The sequence below is a fragment of the Hymenobacter pini genome (assembly GCF_020421205.1).
In the GTDB taxonomy this organism is placed as follows: domain Bacteria; phylum Bacteroidota; class Bacteroidia; order Cytophagales; family Hymenobacteraceae; genus Hymenobacter; species Hymenobacter pini.
On the sequence record NZ_JAIZZH010000004.1, the window covers coordinates 81572 to 100805 of the forward strand.

19 protein-coding genes and 1 pseudogene are annotated in these 19234 nt (G+C 56.7%); 5 read left to right on the top strand and 15 right to left on the bottom strand.

Translation table 11 applies throughout. The features are described from left to right. Positions 1 to 43: 43 nt before the first annotated feature. From LF252_RS16180 to LF252_RS16215, 9 genes and pseudogenes are all read right to left on the bottom strand, one after another. Entirely contained in the window at positions 44 to 1831 is a 1788-nt protein-coding gene (locus LF252_RS16180) for an acyl-CoA dehydrogenase family protein (protein ID WP_226270626.1), read from the bottom strand. A gap of 154 nt (positions 1832 to 1985) precedes the next feature. Continuing rightward, positions 1986 to 2372 carry a 50S ribosome-binding protein YggL gene (locus LF252_RS16185; RefSeq protein WP_226270627.1) on the bottom strand — a complete coding sequence of 129 codons (387 nt, stop codon included), beginning with the start codon at positions 2370 to 2372 and terminating at the stop codon, positions 1986 to 1988. 99 nt (positions 2373 to 2471) lie between these two features. Next, a complete protein-coding gene (locus LF252_RS16190; protein ID WP_226270628.1) occupies positions 2472 to 3650 on the bottom strand; it encodes an acetyl-CoA C-acyltransferase in 1179 nt (392 codons plus the stop codon). A gap of 60 nt (positions 3651 to 3710) precedes the next feature. After that, a complete protein-coding gene (locus LF252_RS16195) occupies positions 3711 to 3965 on the bottom strand; it encodes a four helix bundle protein (RefSeq protein ID WP_262904997.1) in 255 nt (84 codons plus the stop codon). A gap of 4 nt (positions 3966 to 3969) precedes the next feature. Beyond that, a pseudogene (locus tag LF252_RS22880) lies at positions 3970 to 4023 on the bottom strand (four helix bundle protein); the annotation flags it as partial. Positions 4024 to 4101: 78 nt separating this feature from the next. Then, positions 4102 to 6510 carry a 3-hydroxyacyl-CoA dehydrogenase/enoyl-CoA hydratase family protein gene (locus tag LF252_RS16200; RefSeq protein ID WP_226270629.1) on the bottom strand — a complete coding sequence of 803 codons (2409 nt, stop codon included), beginning with the start codon at positions 6508 to 6510 and terminating at the stop codon, positions 4102 to 4104. 144 nt (positions 6511 to 6654) lie between these two features. Then, positions 6655 to 7131 carry a MarR family winged helix-turn-helix transcriptional regulator gene (locus LF252_RS16205; RefSeq protein WP_226270630.1) on the bottom strand — a complete coding sequence of 159 codons (477 nt, stop codon included), beginning with the start codon at positions 7129 to 7131 and terminating at the stop codon, positions 6655 to 6657. Positions 7132 to 7277: 146 nt separating this feature from the next. Beyond that, positions 7278 to 7919: an outer membrane beta-barrel protein gene (locus LF252_RS16210; RefSeq protein ID WP_226270631.1), complete on the bottom strand. Its 642-nt coding sequence runs from the start codon at positions 7917 to 7919 to the stop codon at positions 7278 to 7280. Between the two features lie 170 nt (positions 7920 to 8089). Beyond that, a complete protein-coding gene (locus tag LF252_RS16215) occupies positions 8090 to 9871 on the bottom strand; it encodes an AMP-dependent synthetase/ligase (RefSeq protein ID WP_226270632.1) in 1782 nt (593 codons plus the stop codon). 205 nt (positions 9872 to 10076) lie between these two features. On the opposite strand from LF252_RS16215, the gene LF252_RS16220 reads away from it, so the two are divergent. From LF252_RS16220 to LF252_RS16235, 4 genes are all read left to right on the top strand, one after another. Beyond that, positions 10077 to 11264, top strand: a complete 1188-nt coding sequence (locus LF252_RS16220) for a formimidoylglutamase (RefSeq protein WP_226270633.1) — start codon at positions 10077 to 10079, stop codon at positions 11262 to 11264. Positions 11265 to 11395: 131 nt separating this feature from the next. Next, entirely contained in the window at positions 11396 to 11656 is a 261-nt protein-coding gene (locus LF252_RS16225; RefSeq protein WP_226270990.1) for a cytochrome b5 domain-containing protein, read from the top strand. Between the two features lie 24 nt (positions 11657 to 11680). Continuing rightward, positions 11681 to 12481, top strand: a complete 801-nt coding sequence (gene murQ, locus LF252_RS16230; protein WP_226270634.1) for an N-acetylmuramic acid 6-phosphate etherase — start codon at positions 11681 to 11683, stop codon at positions 12479 to 12481. A 143-nt stretch (positions 12482 to 12624) separates the two neighbouring features. Further along, complete coding sequence (locus LF252_RS16235; RefSeq protein ID WP_226270635.1) at positions 12625 to 13191, top strand: hypothetical protein; 567 nt, start codon at positions 12625 to 12627, stop codon at positions 13189 to 13191. A gap of 144 nt (positions 13192 to 13335) precedes the next feature. Here the strand turns inward: LF252_RS16235 and LF252_RS16240 are convergent, their stop codons facing one another. The 4 genes from LF252_RS16240 to era all read right to left on the bottom strand — a co-directional run bounded on the left by LF252_RS16240 (position 13336) and on the right by era (position 16584). Beyond that, a complete protein-coding gene (locus tag LF252_RS16240) occupies positions 13336 to 13557 on the bottom strand; it encodes a hypothetical protein (RefSeq protein WP_226270636.1) in 222 nt (73 codons plus the stop codon). Between the two features lie 236 nt (positions 13558 to 13793). Then, on the bottom strand, positions 13794 to 14030 hold the full coding sequence (locus tag LF252_RS16245; RefSeq protein WP_125419179.1) for a hypothetical protein: 237 nt from the start codon (positions 14028 to 14030) through the stop codon (positions 13794 to 13796). A 152-nt stretch (positions 14031 to 14182) separates the two neighbouring features. Next, complete coding sequence (gene der, locus LF252_RS16250; protein WP_226270637.1) at positions 14183 to 15505, bottom strand: ribosome biogenesis GTPase Der; 1323 nt, start codon at positions 15503 to 15505, stop codon at positions 14183 to 14185. Positions 15506 to 15684: 179 nt separating this feature from the next. After that, positions 15685 to 16584: a GTPase Era gene (era, locus tag LF252_RS16255; RefSeq protein WP_226270638.1), complete on the bottom strand. Its 900-nt coding sequence runs from the start codon at positions 16582 to 16584 to the stop codon at positions 15685 to 15687. Between the two features lie 229 nt (positions 16585 to 16813). Between era and hemH the strand changes: the two genes are divergently transcribed. Then, on the top strand, positions 16814 to 17860 hold the full coding sequence (gene hemH / locus LF252_RS16260; protein WP_226270639.1) for a ferrochelatase: 1047 nt from the start codon (positions 16814 to 16816) through the stop codon (positions 17858 to 17860). An 81-nt stretch (positions 17861 to 17941) separates the two neighbouring features. Here hemH and LF252_RS16265 read toward each other — a convergent pair whose 3' ends face one another. After that, entirely contained in the window at positions 17942 to 18427 is a 486-nt protein-coding gene (locus tag LF252_RS16265) for a PRC-barrel domain-containing protein (RefSeq protein ID WP_226270640.1), read from the bottom strand. Positions 18428 to 18470: 43 nt separating this feature from the next. Continuing rightward, positions 18471 to 19124, bottom strand: coding sequence for a hypothetical protein (locus tag LF252_RS16270; protein ID WP_226270641.1), 654 nt, complete (start codon positions 19122 to 19124; stop codon positions 18471 to 18473). Positions 19125 to 19234: the final 110 nt, after the last annotated feature.

Genomic DNA, 19234 nt, shown 5'->3' on the forward strand with positions numbered 1-19234 from the left:
AAATCCGTGAAATTCGCGAGGAATCCATGTTAATCAGTGGTCCTTAGTATACGTACTCGTTGGCGGCAATCAGCTTATCGGCAATGCGGCGACGAGCGTCTTTGGCGTTGAACAAGTCGGCCTTGGTGAAGCGCTTGAGGCCCATGGCCAGCAGACGCTGCTCATCGCCTTCCGTCATGGAGGCAATGGCATCTTTGCCGAACTTGTTTACCTGGTCTACGGTGTCGGCCAGGTACACGCGGGCAATATCAATCTGCGTCGACAGTTCCTCCTCGCCTTTCACGCCGGCTTCTTTCTCCACGCGCAGCAGGGTGCTTTCGGCGGTGTACACTTTGATGGCCATGTCGGCAATGTTCATCAGTACCTCCTGCTCTTTGGCCAGGGAGTTCATGTACTTCTGTACGGCCGTACCGGCTACCATCAGAATGGCCTTTTTCAGCTTGGCAATAGTCTTTTTCTCGGTGGCAAACAGGCCGGTTTCTTCTTCCAGGTTGAAGTCCGGAATAGCCATCAGCTCCTGCTGCACAGCCTGAGCCGGGCCCATCAGGTCCAGCTCCCCTTTCAGGCCTTTCTTCAGGATCATATCCACCGCCAGCATGCGGTTGATTTCGTTGGTACCCTCGAAGATGCGGTTGATGCGCGAATCCCGGTAGGCGCGGTCCATGGGGTAGTCGGCCGAGAAGCCGTAGCCACCGTACACCTGCACGCCTTCGTCCACCACGTAATCCAGCACTTCCGAGCCTTCCACTTTCAGGATGGCGCACTCCACGGCAAACTCGCGGGCAGCACCCAGCAGGGCTTCGTTGTGGCTCTGGCCCTTGCCGAGCAGTTCCTGCTCCATGTGGAAGATGTCCATACCGGCCCGGTAAATAGCCGATTCTACGGCGTAGATACGGATAGCCTGCTGGGCCAGCTTGTACTTGATAGCGCCAAACTTGCTAATGGGCAGCTTGAACTGCACCCGCTCGTTGGCGTACTTCACGCTCAACGTAGCCGCCATTTTAGAGGCACCCAAGCAAGCCGCGGCCAGCTTGATGCGGCCGATGTTGAGGATGTTGAAAGCAATGAGGTGGCCTTTGCCAATCTCACCCAGCACCGCCGACTTCGGCACCTTCACGTCCGACAGGAACACCTGACGGGTCGAGGAGCCTTTAATACCCATTTTGTGCTCCTCGTTGCCGAGGCTCAGGCCGGGCGTGTTTTTCTCCACGATGAAGCCGGTGAACTGCTCCCCGTCAATCTTGGCGAATACGATGAATACGTCGGCGAAGCCGCCATTCGTAATCCACATTTTCTGGCCGTTGAGTACATAATGCTCCCCGTCTTCGGTCAGCACGGCTTTGGTTTTAGCGCCCAAGGCGTCGGAGCCCGAGCCGGGCTCGGTGAGGCAGTAGGCACCCATCAGCTCGCCCGAGGTCAGGCCGGGCAGGTACTTCGCCTTCTGCTCCTCGTTGCCGAAATACAGAATGGGCAGCATAGCAATGCCCGTGTGGGCCGCAAAAGCTACCGGGAATGAGTGGCCGCCGCCTACCCCTTCCGTCACGCGCAGCGACGTGGGGAAGTCCATATCCAGTCCGCCGTACTGCTCAGGAATGCTCACCCCGAACAGGCCCAGCTCACCTGCCTTTTCCATCAGGCTGCGCATCAGGCCTTCCTCGTGGTTATCGAGGCGCTCCAGCAGCGGCTGCACTTCCTTCTCCACGAAGTCCAGCGCCGTCTGGTGCATCATGTTCTGCTCCTCCGAAAAATCGGCGGGCGTAAATACGTCTTGGGCGTTGGTTTCCTTAATGATAAACTCGCCGCCCTTCACAAGCTGGTTGGTTACTTCCATGGCTGGGTGAGATGTTGATGTGGGAAAATGTCGAAGTCAAAAAGCTGAAACTGCTCGGCTTGCCTACTATTTACCGACAAGCCAGCCCGGTTGTTTCCGCGTACCGAAAGATATAAAAAATTGTTATGCTTGCCGACTAATTACAGCAAAAGAGTTACGCGTGGCTGATTCCAGCCATGCGCAATATGTGCACAGCTACCTTGTTAGGTATAGGTCCTTTCATCTTCATACCGCCAGTATTTCCATACCAACCATCTGTCAGCGGTCCTACGGTCACCAAGCCAACTTGAGGATGTCTCTTCAGCCAATTTTGCACGGTATTTCGGTCACCTTCTGTTAGCGAGACATTGACTCTATACACGTAAAAGTCGTCCATGCTACCACCCATAAACATACCTAGTGATTCGACGAAGTCAAGGACGTGTTCCTCCAGTTCTGCTAAATCAGACGTTTCGGGAAGCTGAACGGGTTGATATCGAACCCGAAAGCATAATTGCCGAAACTCTTTGACACGCAGTTTCTTACGGATACGTTTTTTCATAATCAGATTTACCTAAGCTTTGGCTTGTGCCGTGAGCGGGTGAGTTTTCCGGAAGCCCCCAGGCTGCCAGTCCGCCCACGGCACAGGCTAAAGCATGTGCTACTTCAGAAGCTCGTAGATGCCGGCTACGCCCTGGCCACCACCCACGCAGGCGGTTACCATGCCGTACTTCTGGCCCCGGGCGCGTAGCTCGTGGAACAGCTGAATGCTGAGCTTGGCACCCGAGCAGCCCAGCGGGTGACCCAGGGCAATAGCGCCGCCGTTCACGTTGAGCTTATCGGGGTTGAGGCCCAACTCCCGGATTACACCGAGGCTCTGCGAGGCGAAGGCCTCGTTCAGCTCAATCAGGTCGATGTCGTCTAGCTTCATGCCGGCCTGCTTCAGGGCTTTGGGAATGGATTTGATGGGACCCATACCCATGATGCGCGGGTCGATGCCCTCAGTGGCGTAGGTTACCATGCGGGCAATGGGCTCCAGGTTCAGCTCTGTCACCATGCGCTCCGACATCACCAGCACGAAAGCAGCACCATCGGAGGTCTGCGAGGAGTTGCCAGCCGTTACCGAGCCGTTGGCGGCAAATACAGGCTTCAGCTTGCCCAGGGCTTCCATCGACGTATCGGCGCGGGGACCTTCGTCGGTATCCACCACGAAGGAGCGGGTTTTCTTCTTGCCGGTGGCCTGGTCGAGGTAGGTTTCCTCCACGGTAATCGGCACAATCTGCTCCTTGAACTTGCCTTCCTGAATGGCCTTGATGGCCTTCTGGTGCGAGTTGTAGGCAAACTCGTCCTGATCTTCGCGGGTGATTTTGTAGTCCTGGGCTACGGCTTCGGCGGTGAGGCCCATACCGAGGTAGTAGTCGGGGTGCTTCTGGGCCAGCTTGTAGTTGGGTACCGTTTTCCAGCCCACGGTAGGCACCAGGCTCATGCTTTCGGTACCGCCGGCCACGATGCAGTCGGCCATACCAGCGGCGATTTTACCGGCGGCCATGGCAATGGTTTCCACGCCCGAGCCGCAGTAGCGGTTCACAATCAGGCCCGACACGTTCATGGGCAAAGCCAGCAACGAAATCAGGCGGCCCATCTGCAGACCCTGCTCGGCCTCCGGTACGGCGTTACCCACAATCACATCGTCGATGCGGGTGGGGTCCAGCTGGGGCACCGAGGCCACCAGATGCTTGATGACATCGGCGGCGAGGTCATCGGGGCGGGTGAAGCGGAAACCGCCGCGGTTGGCTTTGCCAACGGCCGTACGGTAACCAGCTACGATATATGCGTTCATGTTTTTTAGTACTGAGTAGTGAGACGTGAGTAGTTAGATGCTGTTCTCCGGTCGGAGATGTTAAATCAGTGACTTTTGTAGACCGAACAGCATTTTCTGCAATTCTGTGAGTTGCGAGGAAATGGTATTGAGATTCTCTTCTGAAACATAGCCGAAGGAAGCCGCCAGCAGAAACTGGGTTTCCAGTTCATAAGCAGAGCCGTTTGCTATAGCCAGAAACTGCCGGAATTCCGGCTTGGAGTTCCGGCCGGCACCTTCCGCAATAATTGGAAGGCAACGACACGGCGGCACGGCGCATTTGCGACACCAGCCCATACCGCTCATTATCCGGAAACCCGGCGCAAAGCTGATATGTGAGCTTGGTTATGCTCATCGCCTTCTGCCAAACCTTCAGCTCCTTATACTGATGCACAGCCAGAAAATCTCAATACTCAATACCAACTACTCACTACTAATTACGAAGCGGTTTGCCGGTGGTGAGGATGCTCTGGATACGTTCCAGCGTTTTCCGCTCGCCGGTGAGGGAGAGGAAGGCTTCGCGCTCCAAGTCCAGCAAGTATTGCTCCGATACTTCCGTGGGGCTGCTCAGGTCGCCGCCGCACATGATGTAAGCCAGCTTATTGGCAATTTTCAGGTCGTGGTCGGAGATGTAGCGGCCCTCCTTCATGGCGTGCGTACCCGTCATGAACATACCCAGCGCGCCTTTGCCCTGCACCTTGATGTTGGTTTTCTGTACGGGCTGGGTGTAGCCATCCTCGGCCAGTTCAATGGCAGCGGCTTTGGCTTGCGCCAGCACCCGGTTGCTGTTTACTACCACTTCATCACCGCGGCGCAGGAAGCCCAGGTCGAAGGCTTCATGAGCGGAGGTAGACACTTTGGCCGTGGCAATAGTCATGAAGGAGTTGCGCAGCAGGTTGTATTCCGGCTCCCCTTCCTCGTACTTCAGAGCGGTGCGCAAAGTCATTTCCTTCGAGCCGCCGCCGCCCGGAATCAGGCCCACGCCAAACTCCACGAGGCCGATGTAGCTCTCGGCTGCCGCCACTACCCGGTCGCAGTGCAGGTTCAGCTCGCAGCCGCCGCCCAACGTGAGGCCGTGGGGGGCACCCACTACCGGAATGCTGCTGTAGCGCATGCGCATCATGGCCTGCTGGAACTGGGCAATCATCAGATTCAGCTCGTCGTACTCCTGATCCAGCGCGAACATGTACACGAGGCCCAGGTTAGCACCAGCAGAGAAGTTCGGCGCGTCGTTGCCGACTACCAGGCCGCGGAAGTCCTTTTCGGCCAGTTCCACGCCTTTCAGCAGCCCTTGGATTACGTCGGAGCCCAAGGCGTTCATCTTGCTGTGGAACTCCACGTTCAGGATACCGTCGCCCATGTCGAGCACCGAGGCCCCGGCGTTTTTCCACAGCACTTTGCCGGTGGCGCGCAGGTTATCCAGAATGATGAAGTTTTCCACGCCCGGAATGGCTTTATAGCCTTTCGAGTCGATATCGTAGAACTGCTTCACCCCGGCCTCGCTCACTTTGTAGAAGCTGGTATGGCCGGCGGCTACCATTTCCTCTACCCAGGGAGCCACGGTTTTGCCTTCTGCCTTGGCTAGCTCCAAGCCCTTCTGCACACCCAGGGCATCCCAGGTTTCGAAGGGGCCCATGTCCCAGCCGAAGCCGGCGCGCAGGGCGTCGTCAATCTTGTAAAGCGAGTCGGTAATTTCCGGAATCCGGTTGCTCACGTAGGCAAACAGGCCGGCAAACGTCTTGCGGTAGAAATCCGCCGCTTTATCCTTGCCAGCTACCAGCACCTTGAACCGGTCGGCCAGCTTCTCAATGGGCTTAGTCGTTTCCAGGGTGGCAAACTTCACCCGGGCGCTGGGCTTATATTCCAGCGTGTTCAGGTCGAGGGCCTGAATTTCCGACTTACCACCTTCGCCGCGTACTTTCTTGTAGAAGCCCTGGCCGGTTTTGTCGCCCAGCCACTTGTTCTCGGCCATCTTCTTGATGAAGTCCGGCAGCTGGAACACGTGCTTGGCTTCGTCGTTGGGCAGGTTCTGGGCGAGGCCGTTGGCCACGTTGATCATCGTATCCAGACCCACCACGTCGGAGGTACGGAATGTGGCTGACTTGGCGTGGCCGATAACCGGGCCGGTGAGCTTGTCTACTTCCTCTACCGTGAGGCCGAGCTGGCTCATTACCTGCACCACGTCCATGATGGCGAAAACGCCCACGCGGTTGGCAATGAAAGCGGGCGTATCCTTGGCCAGTACCGTGGTTTTGCCCAGGTACAGGTCGCCGTAGTGCATCAGGAAATCCACCACCGACTGGTCCGTGTCCGGGGTCGGGATGATTTCGAGCAGTTTCAGGTAGCGCGGGGGGTTGAAGAAGTGCGTGCCGCAGAAATACTTCTTGAAGTCGTCGGAGCGGCCCTCCGTCATCAGGTGAATCGGAATGCCCGAGGTGTTGGAGGTGATGAGCGTGCCGGGCTTGCGGTACTGCTCCACGCGCTCAAACAGGCTCTTTTTGATGTCGAGACGCTCCACTACCACCTCAATCGTCCAGTCGCACGAGGCAATGTCCTTGAGGTTATCGTCGAAGTTGCCGGTTTTGATGCGGCTCACGTCCTGCTTGCGGTACAGCGGCGAGGGGTTGGCCTTCACAGCGGCTTCCAGCGAGCTGTTCACGATGCGGTTTTTTACCGCCGGCGAGTCCAGCTTCAGGCCTTTGGCCTCTTCGGCTGGCAGCAGTTCCTTGGGGGCAATGTCGAGCAGCAGCACCTGCACACCGATGTTGGCGAAGTGGCACGCAATGCGCGAGCCCATCACACCGGAACCCAGCACGGCTACTTTTTTGATGGTACGATTCATTCTTGGGGAGGAATGAGGTGGGTGAGAAATGAAGAATCAACTACTGGGTCAGCTGCCCAACTACTCGTCATGCCGAGTTTATAGAAACACGAACGTCCCTATTCTGGTTGGGCGTCTGACGAAACAGAAACTCCAAGCCGCCGGCTAAGCCGGCGACTCGGAGCGCAAGGGTTTCAGCTTAAAATCATCGAAGAGGGTTTTGCCCTCAATCATGCCGGTAATCTGGCTAACTACCTTGAAAAATACCGTTAGTTCGCTCTGGGGGATTTTCTCGCGCACTTTCTGGTTGAAGTGGCGCACCGTTTGGCGGGAAATTTCTTTTTTCTTGAGACCTTCTTCCGTCAGAAAAATGCGCACTGAGCGTTTGTCCTGCGTATCGGCTTGCTTGTAGATCAGCCCCTTTTCCTCCATGCTCCGTAGGATTCGGGTGAGGCTCCGGGTTTCCAGTCCCAGCAGCGGCGCTATCTTGGTGGCCGGGGTGCCGTTCTCCTGGTCGATGTTCAGCAACACAAAGCCGATGCTGGTGGTAATATCGTGCTTGGCAGCTTGTACATTGTACATGCGCGAAATGGCGTGCCAGGCAACTTTGATGTTGTAATCGACGGTTTCTTCGGGAGTCATGGGAAGGTACTGCAAGTCCGGTAAACATACAGAAAACTGTTATGCTTGCATACTAGTTTCACAAAAAAGTTTTGGCCTTCTCAAAAAGCAAGACCCCATCACTACAAAATGACAGGGCCCTGAGGTTTTTAAGCGTGTTTTTGCGCTTAGCCGAAATGGTAGTTGAAGCCCAGCCCCACCGAGTAATAGGCAAGCCAAGAGCTCTGGTTGATGTGCCCGCGCGTGGGCCGGTTCAACAGCATTTCGGCGGCCCCAGACCAATGTGGTGAGAGCCGCTTGGTAAGGCCCGCTCCTACGCTTAACTGGGTCTGGGTCAGCTTATCGGGCCGTGAGTAGGTTTGACCGGTGCTTACTAGGCGCTGGGTAACTGTGCGGCTGGAATGTAACACCGTTGCTCCGCCAATTACCTGCAACTGTAGCCGGTTGCCTGGCTGCCGGCTGAGGCTGTAGCGTGCCAGCAGTGGCACTGAAAAGCTTTTGAAACCTGGGCTGTTGGTTTCAACTGTTCCGTCAGGGTTAGACAGTAGTTGATCCTGACCAGAGGATTTCCGGTAGGCCAAGCCGGTTTGCAGCCCTAGCCGGGGCGTAAGCTGATAACCGGCTACTACCTCAACGGGCAGAATAGTCAGCTCATTTTGGCCAGTGAAAGAGTAGGTTACAGCGTACCGCTGCACGGCCGCTCTGAGCCCAATCGACCAAGGATTAGTAGCTGAGGGTTGTTGCGCGAAAACAGGACCACACAACAGGCTCAGCCCCAGGCCAGCCCATATTCTTGTAGAAATAGTCATTCCGTATTGCTGTAATAAATACAATGTGCACAGCAAACCTAGTAAAATGCCGGAAGCTCCGCCACTCATCCGCCACAAGAAAACGCCGGTGCGTAATCAGGTAGTGGTGATGAGCAGTGGAGCTTCCGGGTAGCTCAAGAGGCCCGTATGAAACCGGGCTATTCTAACAGTTACCGATGGCCGTCCTGATGATAGAGGCTGTCGATGATTTCCTTGTTGTTTTCAGTGATGACTTTGCGCTTCACCTTCATAGTAGGCGTCATTTCGCCGGTTTCCACGGTCCAGAGTTTCGGCAGCAGGGCAATCTTTTTAACCTGCTCCCACTGGGCAAAACCGGTGTTGTACTTGTGCACGAGGTCCTCGTACATCTTCACCACCTTCTCGTTTTTCACGAGCTCTTCGTTGGAGCAGTTGCAATCCACGCCGTTGCGCTTGCACCAGCCCTTCAGATCATCAAAGGAAGGTATAACCAAGGCTGAGGGAAATTTCTGGCCGTCGCCGACTACCATGCACTGCTCCACCAGCGGCGACTCCTTCAGCTTGCCCTCAATCACCTGCGGAGCAATGTACTTGCCACCCGAGGTCTTGAACATCTCCTTCTTGCGGTCGGTGATTTTGAGGAAGCGGCCTTCCACCAGCTCGCCAATGTCGCCGGTGTGGAACCAGCCGTCGGCGTCAAACTCCTTGGCCGTCAGCTCGGGCTTGTTGTAGTAGCCTTTCATCACCGACTCCGACTTGGTGAGGATTTCGCCATCCTGGGCAATCTTCACCTCGGTGTTGTCGATGATGGGGCCTACGGTGCCAATCATGTTGTTTTCGGGTTCGTAGCCACCTACGGCAATTACGGGCGAGGTTTCGGTGAGGCCGTAGCCCTCCATCACCCGGATGCCACCGGCCCAGAATACGCGGGCCAGGCGGGGCTGTAGGGCGCCGCCGCCACTTACAATGCACCGCAGGTTGCCGCCCAGGGCTTCGCGCCACTTGCTGAAGATGAGCTTATTGGCCAGCGCCAGCTGAGTGTTGTACAGGAAGCCGCCGTCTTTCTGGTTGTCGTACTTCAGGCCCAGGTCCAGGGCCCAGAAGAACAGGCTTTTCTTGACACCGGTTTGCTCGTGGCCTTTCGCCACAATCTTGTCATATACCTTCTCCAACAGGCGCGGCACGGTGGTGAAGATTTCGGGCTTTACCTCGCGCAGGTTGTCGGCAATGGTTTCCATGCTCTCGGCGTAGTAGATGCTCACGCCGTTGATGAGGTAGAGGTGGGTTACCATCCGCTCGAAGATATGGCAGAGCGGCAGGAAGCTCAGGGCTTTATCGTCTTTGGTAACCGGCACAAAACGCTGGGAGTTGCGGCAGTTGCTGAGCAGGTTGTTGTGGGTGAGCATTACGCCCTTGGGCTGGCCGGTGGTGCCGCTGGTGTAAATGAGCGTGAGCAGGTCGTCGGGCTGCACGGCAGCTTTCAGGGGCTCCAGGTCTTGGGCGTTGCCCTTCTTGCCTAGCTCCAGCAGTTCGTCGAAGTGGCGGGCCCCGTCAATCTTATCGAAGGTGAAGACGTTTTCGGCGGGGATATTCAGGCCTTGCGTGGCCTCGCGCACTTTGTCCAGCAGCTTCTTATCCGAGACAAAAACGGCTTTTACCCCGGCGTCCTGGAAGATGTACTTGTAATCCTCCACGGTAATGCTGGGGTACATGGGCACGCTAGTGGCCCCCAACTGCGCAATACCGAAGTCAGAGAACATCCACTCCGGGCGGTTCATCGAAATAATGGCCACTTTATCGTCTTTGCCAATGCCCAGGCTACGCAGCCCCAGGCTCACTTGGTTGACTTTCTCCACCACCGTATCGGTGCTGATGGGCTGGTACTGACCGTCGATTTTGGCGGCGAAACAATCAGGCTTATTATACTTCTGCTGCAGGTTGGGCAGAATGTCGAACGTACGGCGAATATCCATGCGGAGAACGGGCACTTGGTGGGGTTGGCAGTAAAGGGAAAGAGGTACTGGCTAGCATGATACGAGCAAATACCTCAACAGTAACGGGAAACGCTGCTTAAATAACTATTTTTTTCCGGGTAAAGCGCTATTCAGGGCCGAAATGAGCCTAGGGCAGTGGCCAGCTTTTGCGTAGCTTTGTCGGAGTCCGCACCCGCCGCGCCCGATGAACCTGGCCATCTTTTTTGACCCGATCAGCGAAGAGCTGGTTTCCGCTGCACCCGCTTCTACTACGCTAGCAAGCTACGCAACGCCATTCCTAGACACGTTTCCGGACTGGCGGGCGGCCGACCTCGCCCTGATTGGGCTGGATGAATGGCGGGGCAGCGCCGAAGGCGCGCCGGCCCAGCACGGAGCCGATGCTGTCCGCAAGTGCTTGTATCAGCTACAGAAAGGCTCCGGGCCCTGCCGGCTGGTTGATTTGGGCAACCTACGCCCCGGCCTGACGCTGGAAGACACCTACCAGCGCCTGCGCGAAATCATTGCGGCCCTGCTGGAGCACAACACCGTTCCGTTGCTGCTGGGCGGCTCCCACGACCTGGATTACGGGCAGTTTCTGGCCTACGAAACGTTGGAGCGGCCCATCAGCTTTGCCACCATTGACGCCCGCGTGGATATGGCCGAGCCGGATGGCGCAACGCCCGAGGACAGCCACCTGCGCCGGATGCTGCTGCACGAGCCCAGCTTCCTGTTCAACTTTGCGCAGCTGGCTCACCAGCAATACCTAGTAGCTCCCGATGTGCTGGCGGCCCTGGAGAAACTGCACTTCGAAACCCTGCGCGTGGGCCAGGTACGCGACGATATCCGGCAGGCCGAGCCGCTGCTCCGCCAGGCTGATTTTGTGACGGTGGATATTGCCGCGCTGCGCTGGAATGATGCTCCCGGCTATTACCCCGCCAACCCCTTCGGCCTCACCAACGAAGAAGCCGCCAAGCTGGCTTGGTACGCGGGCTGTAACGACCAGCTTTCCTCCTTCGGCCTCTACGGCTACCGCCCCGACTACGACACGCACGGCCTCGCCGCCATGGTACTGGCCACTATGCTGTGGTACTTCATTGAGGGATACTACCACCGCCGCCGCGAAACCGACTTCCGGGGCCCCAGCTTTGTGCGGTACGCCGCCGGCCTGCATGGCCCACCCGACTACAGCACCCTCGATGATGACCAGGTAGAAGAAGGGCCCGACCGGATTGTATTTTACAAGTCACAGCAGACAGACCGGTGGTGGATGGAAGTGGTGAACCTGGCCGGTAATGCCAAACGCATTGTACCCTGCAGCTACCAGGACTACCTGCACGCTGCGCAAGGCGACGTGCCACACCGCTGGATTCTGACGCAGGCTTTGCTGGGGTAAACACTGAGTTTCTGGTTGCTAGTTGCTGGTTTTTAGTTTGAGTAATGCAAATGCCTATTTCGCCCGAGAAGTCCTCTGCAACCACACCGCCTGACGCTGACAATAAGGGTGCAGAGGCTGCCGCTTCTGGCTTGGCCCAACCAGCAACCAGCAACCAGCAACTAGAAACGTATACCCGCGGCCAACTGGCTCTGCGTAATGGGCAAGACCGGGACGAAATCTGGGTAGCGTACCGCGGGCTGGTGTATGATGTGAGCCGCTCCCGCCTCTGGAAGCGCGGCAACCATTACGAGCACTGGGCCGGCCAGGACCTGACCAAAGAGCTGGACCAGGATGCACCACACACGCCCAACGTTTTCGACAAATTCCCGGTTATTGGCCAATTAGGCTAATTCTGCCGCTACTTCCTCTTTTCCATGAGCACCACTGAAAGCACTTCCCTTTTCAACCACCTGGAAACCCTGTCAACGCACGAGCTGCTGGCCGGCATCAACAGCGTTGACCAAACCGTGCCGCAGGCGGTAGCCAAAGTACTGCCGCAGATTGAAGCACTGGTGGAAGCTACCGTTGAGCGGCTGGGCCGGGGTGGGCGGCTGTTTTACATCGGGGCTGGTACCAGTGGACGGCTTGGCATTCTGGATGCCTCGGAGTGCCCACCCACGTTTGGGGTGCCCCACGGCGTAGTGATTGGGCTGATTGCCGGCGGCGACACCGCCATTCGGAAAGCCGTAGAAAATGCTGAGGATGACGCTGAGCAGGCTTGGAAAGATCTGCAGGCGTACGACATCAATGAGAAAGACATTGTAGTGGGCATTGCCGCCTCGGGCCGCACGCCCTACGTAATTGGCGGACTGGAGCAGGCCCGCCAACACGGCGTGGTTACCGGTTGCATTGTGTGCAACGCTGGCTCCCAGGTAGCCGCCGTGGCCGAGTTTCCGGTGGAGGTAGTAACCGGCCCCGAGTTCGTGACTGGTAGCACCCGCCTGAAAGCCGGAACTGCCCAGAAACTGGTACTGAACATGCTCACTACCGCCACCTTTATCCGGCTGGGCCGCGTGAAGGGCAACAAAATGGTGGACATGCAGCTCAGCAACGCCAAACTAGTGGACCGCGGGGAACGGATGCTCATGGACGAGCTCCACATCAACCAGGAAGAAGCGGCCGCCCTACTCCGCCAGCACGGCTCGGTTCGGGCGGCGTTGGATGCGCATCGGTAGCGCAAGTAGTTCAGGTAGTGAAGGGCCGGGTTTCTGGAGCCAACTTTCAGGTGGCTCCAGAAACCCGGCCCGCTTATTCAGAGTTAGCCAAGAAGAACTGCCAGCCCAGGCTCCGGTATGGGCTTTTCCCTTCTGTTTCTTCTATGCATACCATCGAGCCGCACTACGCCTGGCTGGAACAGTACCAGGCTTCTGAAGACCCCCGCTCTCCCCTGTTCGAGGCCGAAAACAGCCTTGACACCTACACCAATACCATTTACGGTTACTACATCCACCCGCAGTGGGACAGCCTTGATTCCGACACGCTGTACCTGAAAATTCTGTTTGTGGACTACGACCTGGGTGCGGCCATCATTGAGTTTATTGGCGAGTGGAATGATGCCATTGAAAACGACATCATGCTGCTCAAGCGCAACATCGTGGATTTGATGACCCATGAGGGTATCCGCAAGTTTGTGCTCATCGGCGAAAACGTGTTCAACTTCCACGGCTCCGACGACTCGTACTATGAGGAGTGGTTCGAGGATGTAGAAGACGGCTGGATTGCCGCCGTAAACTTCCAGGAGCACGTTATCCGCGAAATGCGCCAGTACAACATTGACTCCTACGTGAACTTCGGTGGCCAACTAGATGAAATGCCGTGGCGCACGTACCCACCCCGCAAGCTGTTTGAGGTGGTTGATAATTTGCTGCAGCGCCGCTTGGGCTAGATTATTTTATCAATCCGAATGGATAGTCAGCAGGACTAACCGCTAATTGATAAACCTAGGCTCCTCGCTTTGCTCGGAATGACAATAAAAAAGGGCCGCACCTTTCGGAGCGGCCCTTTTCTGTGCGCCGAGAGGCGCGCCTGCTTACTTAGCGTCAGCCGAGTCAGCAGCGTTTTCCATAGCGTCAGCTTTAGCGTCAGCCGAGTCACGAACGGCGTCAGCCTTTTCTTCCATGGCGTCAGCTTTAGCTTCGCCAGAAGCTTCTACGTTTTCAGCAGCTTGCTCCTGAGCATCTTCTTTCTTGCTGTCGCAAGAAGCGAAAGAGAACGAAGCGGCAGCCAGGGCGAGGAACAGTACTTTTTTCATGATGAGGTTTGGTTGAGAGAATGAATTCGTTTTTTGTTGAATCAGGCCGCTTTTCACGAGGAACAGCGGCGAAATTCAGCTCTTTATTCCCGCATGTTGAGAAGGTAACCCAACAGTAGAATATTTTTTTCTACGGGGCTGTCTACCTGAGCAGTGCCCAGCATTACACCAACCAAAAAAGCCTGCCCTCCGTGGGGAGGGCAGGCTTTTAGTCGGGCGCCGAGAAGCGCGCCGGCTTACTTGGCGTCTTGCGCGTCAGCAGCGTTTTCCATAGCGTCAGCTTTGGCTTCGGTAGCGTTTTCTACCGAGTCAGCACCAGCTTCGTTGCCAGCAGCTTCCATAGCGTCGGCTTTAGCTTCGCCAGCCTCTTCTACTTTCTCAGCCTGAGCTTCCTGAGCGTTTTCAGTCTTGCTGTCGCAAGAAGCGAAAGAGAACGAAGCAGCAGCCAGGGCGAGGAACAATACCTTTTTCATGGTGGGGTAAATTGAGAGAATGAAATTTCAATTGGAGAAGATTCACCGGTTTCTGCCGAGAATCGAGGCTTTATCTGGGTTTAGCCAGAAGGTAACCCACTCCCAAAAGAAATTTCATCTTTTCTTCATCTGCTCCACTATATAGCGCCACTCTACTTTTTGCGGAACACGATACCGATGGGCACGCCGGTGAAGTCGAAGTTCTCGCGCAAGCGGTTCTCGAGGTAGCGGGCGTAGCTTTCCTTCACGTATTGGGGCAGGTTGCAGAAGAATGCAAACACCGGGTTGTGCGTGGGCAGCTGGGTGGCGTACTTGATGCGGACCATTTTGCCCTTCTGGATGGGCGGCGGGTACTTCTCAATTTCCTTCAGCATCACCTCGTTCAGTTCCGATGTAGGAATTTTGCGGCGCTTGTTCTCGTACACGTCAATGGCCGTTTCAATGGCCTTGTGCACGCGCTGTTTGTTGAGCACCGAAATGAAGATGATGGGCGGGTAGCTGATGGGGGCAATTTTCTCCCGAATCTTGTCTTCGAACTCCTTGGCTGTGTTGGTTTCCTTGTTCTCGATGAGGTCCCACTTGTTCACCAGAATCACCAGGCCCTTACGGTTCTTATCGGCTAGGCCGATGATGTTCAGGTCCTGGGCCTCAATGCCGCGGGTGGCGTCGAGCATCATGATGCATACGTCTGACTCTTCGAGGGCCCGGATGGAGCGCAGCACCGAGTAGAACTCCACGTCTTCGTGCACTTTGGTTTTGCGGCGCAGCCCGGCCGTATCTACCAGCATAAACTCTTTGCCGAAGGCATTGTAGCGAGCTTGGATGGAGTCGCGGGTAGTGCCGGCAATGTCCGTCACGATGCTCCGGTCGGTGCCCAGCAGTAGGTTCACGAACGAGGACTTACCCACGTTAGGACGGCCTACTACGGCAATTTTCGGGATGCCCAAGTCGGGCTCTTCTTCCCCTACTTCCTCAAAGTGGCTGATAACGGCATCGAGCAAGTCACCGGTACCCGAGCCGCTCTGCGAGCTGATGGGGTAGATTTCGCCGTCGCCAATGCCCAGCGTGTAAAACTCACCGGCGGCATGGGCACGGGCGTTGGTATCGGCTTTATTAGCGACGATGTAGATGGGCTTTTTGCCCTGGTAGCGGCGCAGCACGTTGGCAAACTCCTCATCGAGGTGATGCACACCGGCGTCCACGTCCACCATAAACAGCACCACATCGGCTTCTTCAATAGCCAGCTTTACCTGCTTGTTGATTTCGCCTTCGAAGATGTCGTCGGAGTTGTGCACGTACCCGCCCGTATCGATGACGGTGTAGTAGGTACCGGTCCACTCGCCGTAGCCGTAGTGTCGGTCACGGGTTACGCCGCTCTCGTTGTCCATGATGGCCTTGCGCTGGCCTACGAGGCGGTTGAACAGGGTGGACTTGCCCACGTTGGGACGGCCCACAATAGCAATGGTATTCTTCATGTGTCTGACTCCAGCCGCCGGCCCGACCAGTTTCGGCAGTGCCCGGAGTAGTTAAGTGAGTGTGAGGTCGGAGGTATGGTGTGTCAGAACGAGTACCCCGGAGCCATGCTCCGGCTCGCGCCAGGCAGGTAATTACCTTCTTAAGCGGGCCGGAGCACAGCTCCGGGGTACTTGTTCTGTTACTGGCTGTACCCGAAGCGGTTTAGAGCTTTCGGGTCGGTGCGCCAGTTTTCGTTGACTTTAACGTGGATTTCGAGGAACACTTTTTTCTGGAAAAACTTCTCCATTTCCTCGCGGGCCCAAGTACCAACCTTCTTCAAAGCCGCGCCCTGCTGGCCGATGATGATACCTTTCTGGCTGCTGCGCTCCACGAAAATGGTGGCCCGCATCCGAATAATATCCTCGTCTTCCTTAAACTCCTCAATGCCTACCTCGCAGCTGTAAGGCACCTCTTTTTTGTAGAGCTTGAAGATTTTCTCCCGAATCATTTCGGCGGCAAAAAACCGCTCCGGCTTGTCCGTTAGTTCGTCCTTGGGGTAGTATGGGGGGTGCACCGGCAGGTAACTCAGCACTAAGTCCAGCAGCTCGCCCGTACCAAACTTCTCGAGAGCTGAAATGGGCAGTACCCGGGCCGCATTGGGTAGGTGCTGCCGCCAATATTCCACCTTGGCTTCCACCTCGGCCTGATCGGCTTGGTCAATCTTGTTGACGAGCAGCAGAATGGGTGTATCTACCATCTTGCGCAGGCGCTCCACCACCGGCTCCTCGTCGTGCTTTTCGTAGATGTCCGTCACGAACAGAATCACGTCGGCGTCCTCCAGCGACGAGTACACAAACGACATCATGGCGTTGTGCAGCTCGTATTTGGGCTGGATGATGCCGGGGGTATCGGAGTAGACCAGCTGAAAGTCGTCGCCGTTCAGGATGCCCAGGATGCGGTGGCGCGTGGTTTGGGCCTTGCTGGTAACGATGCTGAGCCGCTCGCCCATCAGAGCGTTCATCAGCGTAGACTTGCCCACGTTGGGTTTGCCGATGATGCTCACGAAGCCGGCGCGGTGCGGTTTGGGGTCGGTATTCATTTCAGAATCTGAAATTTGGGGTGCAAAGGTACGGGTTTTCGGTGGCCCTTTTGCTGCCCGGCCGAACATTGGCCGGGAGAAGTTTGTCTAGCTCGCGGAAACCTGACTAGGATCAGTTTTCTGTTGCCAGTCAATGTGCGACCTTTGCGCCTTTGTCAGGCAGCAAAGCCGCCACGGCGGTTGTTTCTGTACGCATCGTTGGCCATAATGGCCGGCTTATCACCTCTTTATGCCCTCATCTGCTTCTTCCAAAGGCCGCATTGGCGTGCTCCTCGTGAACCTGGGCACGCCCGACTCGCCCAACACGCCCGACGTGCGCCGCTACCTCAACGAGTTTCTGACGGATGCCCGCGTAATTGACATGCCGGCCGCCGTGCGCTACCCCTTGTTCCGGGGCCTGGTGGTGCCGCTGCGGGCCCCCAAATCGGCTAAGGTGTACCAGCAGCTCTGGGATAAGGACCGGGGCTCTCCTCTACTCTACCACGGCCTCGATTTGCAGAAGCTGGTGCAGGAGCAGCTCGGCCCCGATTACCTGGTGGCCTTTGGCATGCGCTACCAGAACCCCAGCATTGAGCGGGCGTTGCAGGAGCTGCGCGACGCGGCGGTGGAGCGCATCATTGTGCTGCCGCTGTTTCCGCAGTACGCCGCCGCCAGCACTGGCTCGGTGCAGGAAAAGGTGATGGACATTGTGAGCAAGTGGTGGGTGGTGCCCAGCATCAGCTTCATCAGCACGTTTGTGGATGACCCAGGCTTTATCCGCAGCTTCGCAGCCTTGGGTAAGGCGGAGCTGGACAAGCATAACTACGACCATGTGGTGTTCAGCTACCACGGTATTCCGGAGCGGCACGTGCTGAAGGGCAGCCACAAAGGCTACTGCAAGCTGGGCAACTGCTGCAACAGCTATAACAAGAACAACCGCTACTGCTACCGGGCCCAGTGCTTTGAAACCTCGCGCCAACTGGGCGCGGCTTTAGGCCTCAGCCCCGAGCAGTACACCACCTCCTTCCAGAGCCGCCTGCAAAGCCGCCTGCGCGACCCGTGGCTGCAGCCCTACACCGATGAAGTACTGAAAACCTTCCCGGAGCGGGGCATCCACAACGTGCTGGCTTTCAGCCCCGCCTTTGTGGCCGACTGCCTGGAAACCACTATTGAGGTGGGCGAAGAATTCAAGGAAATGTTTGAGGAAGCCGGCGGCAAACACTGGCAGCTTGTACCCAGCCTCAACTCCTCCCCTTTGTGGGTAGAAGCCGTAACGGATATGATTCGGCACCACTAATCTTTTACATGCAAGCCTACAGAAAAGCCCTGCAATATCACGTTGCAGGGCTTTTCTTTTGGTTAGGAAGGGGCTGATAGTTTATCCTAGCTTGCGGCGCTGATAGAAGGAAGAACCATCATACACCGGTTGTCCATAAAAATCGGCGCTGGCCGGAGCTGGCAGTGGCAAATTCAGGGCGCGTAGCATAGCTTCCTCGTACTGGCGGGTAATCTGAATTTCCACATAGGGCGGATACTCTAGTACACTCTGGGCCGTGAGGGAGGGTACAAACACGTTGTTAGCCTCTTCATCCAGCGCAGCCACGCCAATTGGCAGCAAAATATGCCGGTCCCGCTCATTTATGCTCAGGCTGTCGTCCAACTCAATATCCAAGTAGCGCACCTTCAGTGCGTCCTCATCTACAATCAGTTCGTATACCTGCCCAAACTGCCGGCCATCGGCCCCGCGCACCGACCAGCCCCGCACATCGGGGTTGCCATCGGCTACTTCAAATTCAGTTAGGTCGCGCAGGCGGCGCAGGTGCATTCCTTCGGCAGACGGTATCGGATCAGGCGTAGTATCCATAGGGCAAGAATGACTCGGCGGAAATGAGTATGGCGGAAAAGGATTATTGAGGCGGCTCGTTCAGGGCCTGTACCAACTCAGCGGCCTGCTGAAAATAGGCTTTCACCTGCTGCTGCTCCTCGGAGGTTGTGCTGCGGCCACTGAGGCCCTCCGTAAGCGTGGCAAGCTGCCGAACGGCTTTTTCCTGTTCAGGGTAGGCTTTTTGCTGGATTGCCTGTATCAGGGAAGCAGCGGCTACATAGCCGGGCCGCAGGCTGGTACCGGCTTCGCCCAGGCGGCTGGTGGCACTGGTCAGGTCGTCGCGGCGGGTCTGCACCGTGGGGTCCTGCAGATCAACCCGGTCGGCCAACTCTACCAGTGCGGAGGTCAGAAGCCGCAGTCCTTCTTGCCCATACGTTGGCTTAGACGCGTCGCCTTGGGCAAAAGCCGTCAGCACGGCTGGCGTAACCGGCGCGGCCTCCTCGGCCGCCATATCGCCCACGGCGTCGTTAGCTGGGGCTGGACCGGTTTCAGCGCCAGTCGTGCTATCAGGCGGGGCTGGAATGCCTGAGCCAGCAGGGGCTCGCTCATCGGTAGGCGGCGCAGTTTCGGCCCGAAACAGAAAGTACGCCCCGATGCCTACCACCGCCAGCACTATCAGCAGCAGCAACCACGGACTAGGAGTATTTTTTTTGCGTTGAATATTGATATCAGCCATATAACCGGAAGAGAAGAAAAGACGCGAGACCTTACGTGGCCGGGACAAATTATGATGCATTGGCCAAATCCCCATCTTTCCAAAAACAAGCAGGCCCCGCACCTGACTAG

Coding starts and splice junctions, on each gene's coding strand:
- murQ (WP_226270634.1), top strand. CDS start 11,681: ATGAGCACCACTGAAAGCACTTCCCTTTTCAACCACCTGGAAACCCTG.
- LF252_RS16220 (WP_226270633.1), top strand. CDS start 10,077: ATGAACCTGGCCATCTTTTTTGACCCGATCAGCGAAGAGCTGGTTTCC.
- LF252_RS16195 (WP_262904997.1), bottom strand. CDS start 3,965: ATGGGCTGGTGTCGCAAATGCGCCGTGCCGCCGTGTCGTTGCCTTCCA.
- LF252_RS16265 (WP_226270640.1), bottom strand. CDS start 18,427: ATGGATACTACGCCTGATCCGATACCGTCTGCCGAAGGAATGCACCTG.
- LF252_RS16180 (WP_226270626.1), bottom strand. CDS start 1,831: ATGGAAGTAACCAACCAGCTTGTGAAGGGCGGCGAGTTTATCATTAAG.
- era (WP_226270638.1), bottom strand. CDS start 16,584: ATGAATACCGACCCCAAACCGCACCGCGCCGGCTTCGTGAGCATCATC.
- LF252_RS16190 (WP_226270628.1), bottom strand. CDS start 3,650: ATGAACGCATATATCGTAGCTGGTTACCGTACGGCCGTTGGCAAAGCC.
- LF252_RS16240 (WP_226270636.1), bottom strand. CDS start 13,557: ATGAAAAAAGTACTGTTCCTCGCCCTGGCTGCCGCTTCGTTCTCTTTC.
- LF252_RS16245 (WP_125419179.1), bottom strand. CDS start 14,030: ATGAAAAAGGTATTGTTCCTCGCCCTGGCTGCTGCTTCGTTCTCTTTC.
- LF252_RS16200 (WP_226270629.1), bottom strand. CDS start 6,510: ATGAATCGTACCATCAAAAAAGTAGCCGTGCTGGGTTCCGGTGTGATG.
- hemH (WP_226270639.1), top strand. CDS start 16,814: ATGCCCTCATCTGCTTCTTCCAAAGGCCGCATTGGCGTGCTCCTCGTG.
- LF252_RS16235 (WP_226270635.1), top strand. CDS start 12,625: ATGCATACCATCGAGCCGCACTACGCCTGGCTGGAACAGTACCAGGCT.
- LF252_RS16185 (WP_226270627.1), bottom strand. CDS start 2,372: ATGAAAAAACGTATCCGTAAGAAACTGCGTGTCAAAGAGTTTCGGCAA.
- LF252_RS16215 (WP_226270632.1), bottom strand. CDS start 9,871: ATGGATATTCGCCGTACGTTCGACATTCTGCCCAACCTGCAGCAGAAG.
- LF252_RS16210 (WP_226270631.1), bottom strand. CDS start 7,919: ATGACTATTTCTACAAGAATATGGGCTGGCCTGGGGCTGAGCCTGTTG.
- LF252_RS16205 (WP_226270630.1), bottom strand. CDS start 7,131: ATGACTCCCGAAGAAACCGTCGATTACAACATCAAAGTTGCCTGGCAC.
- der (WP_226270637.1), bottom strand. CDS start 15,505: ATGAAGAATACCATTGCTATTGTGGGCCGTCCCAACGTGGGCAAGTCC.
- LF252_RS16270 (WP_226270641.1), bottom strand. CDS start 19,124: ATGGCTGATATCAATATTCAACGCAAAAAAAATACTCCTAGTCCGTGG.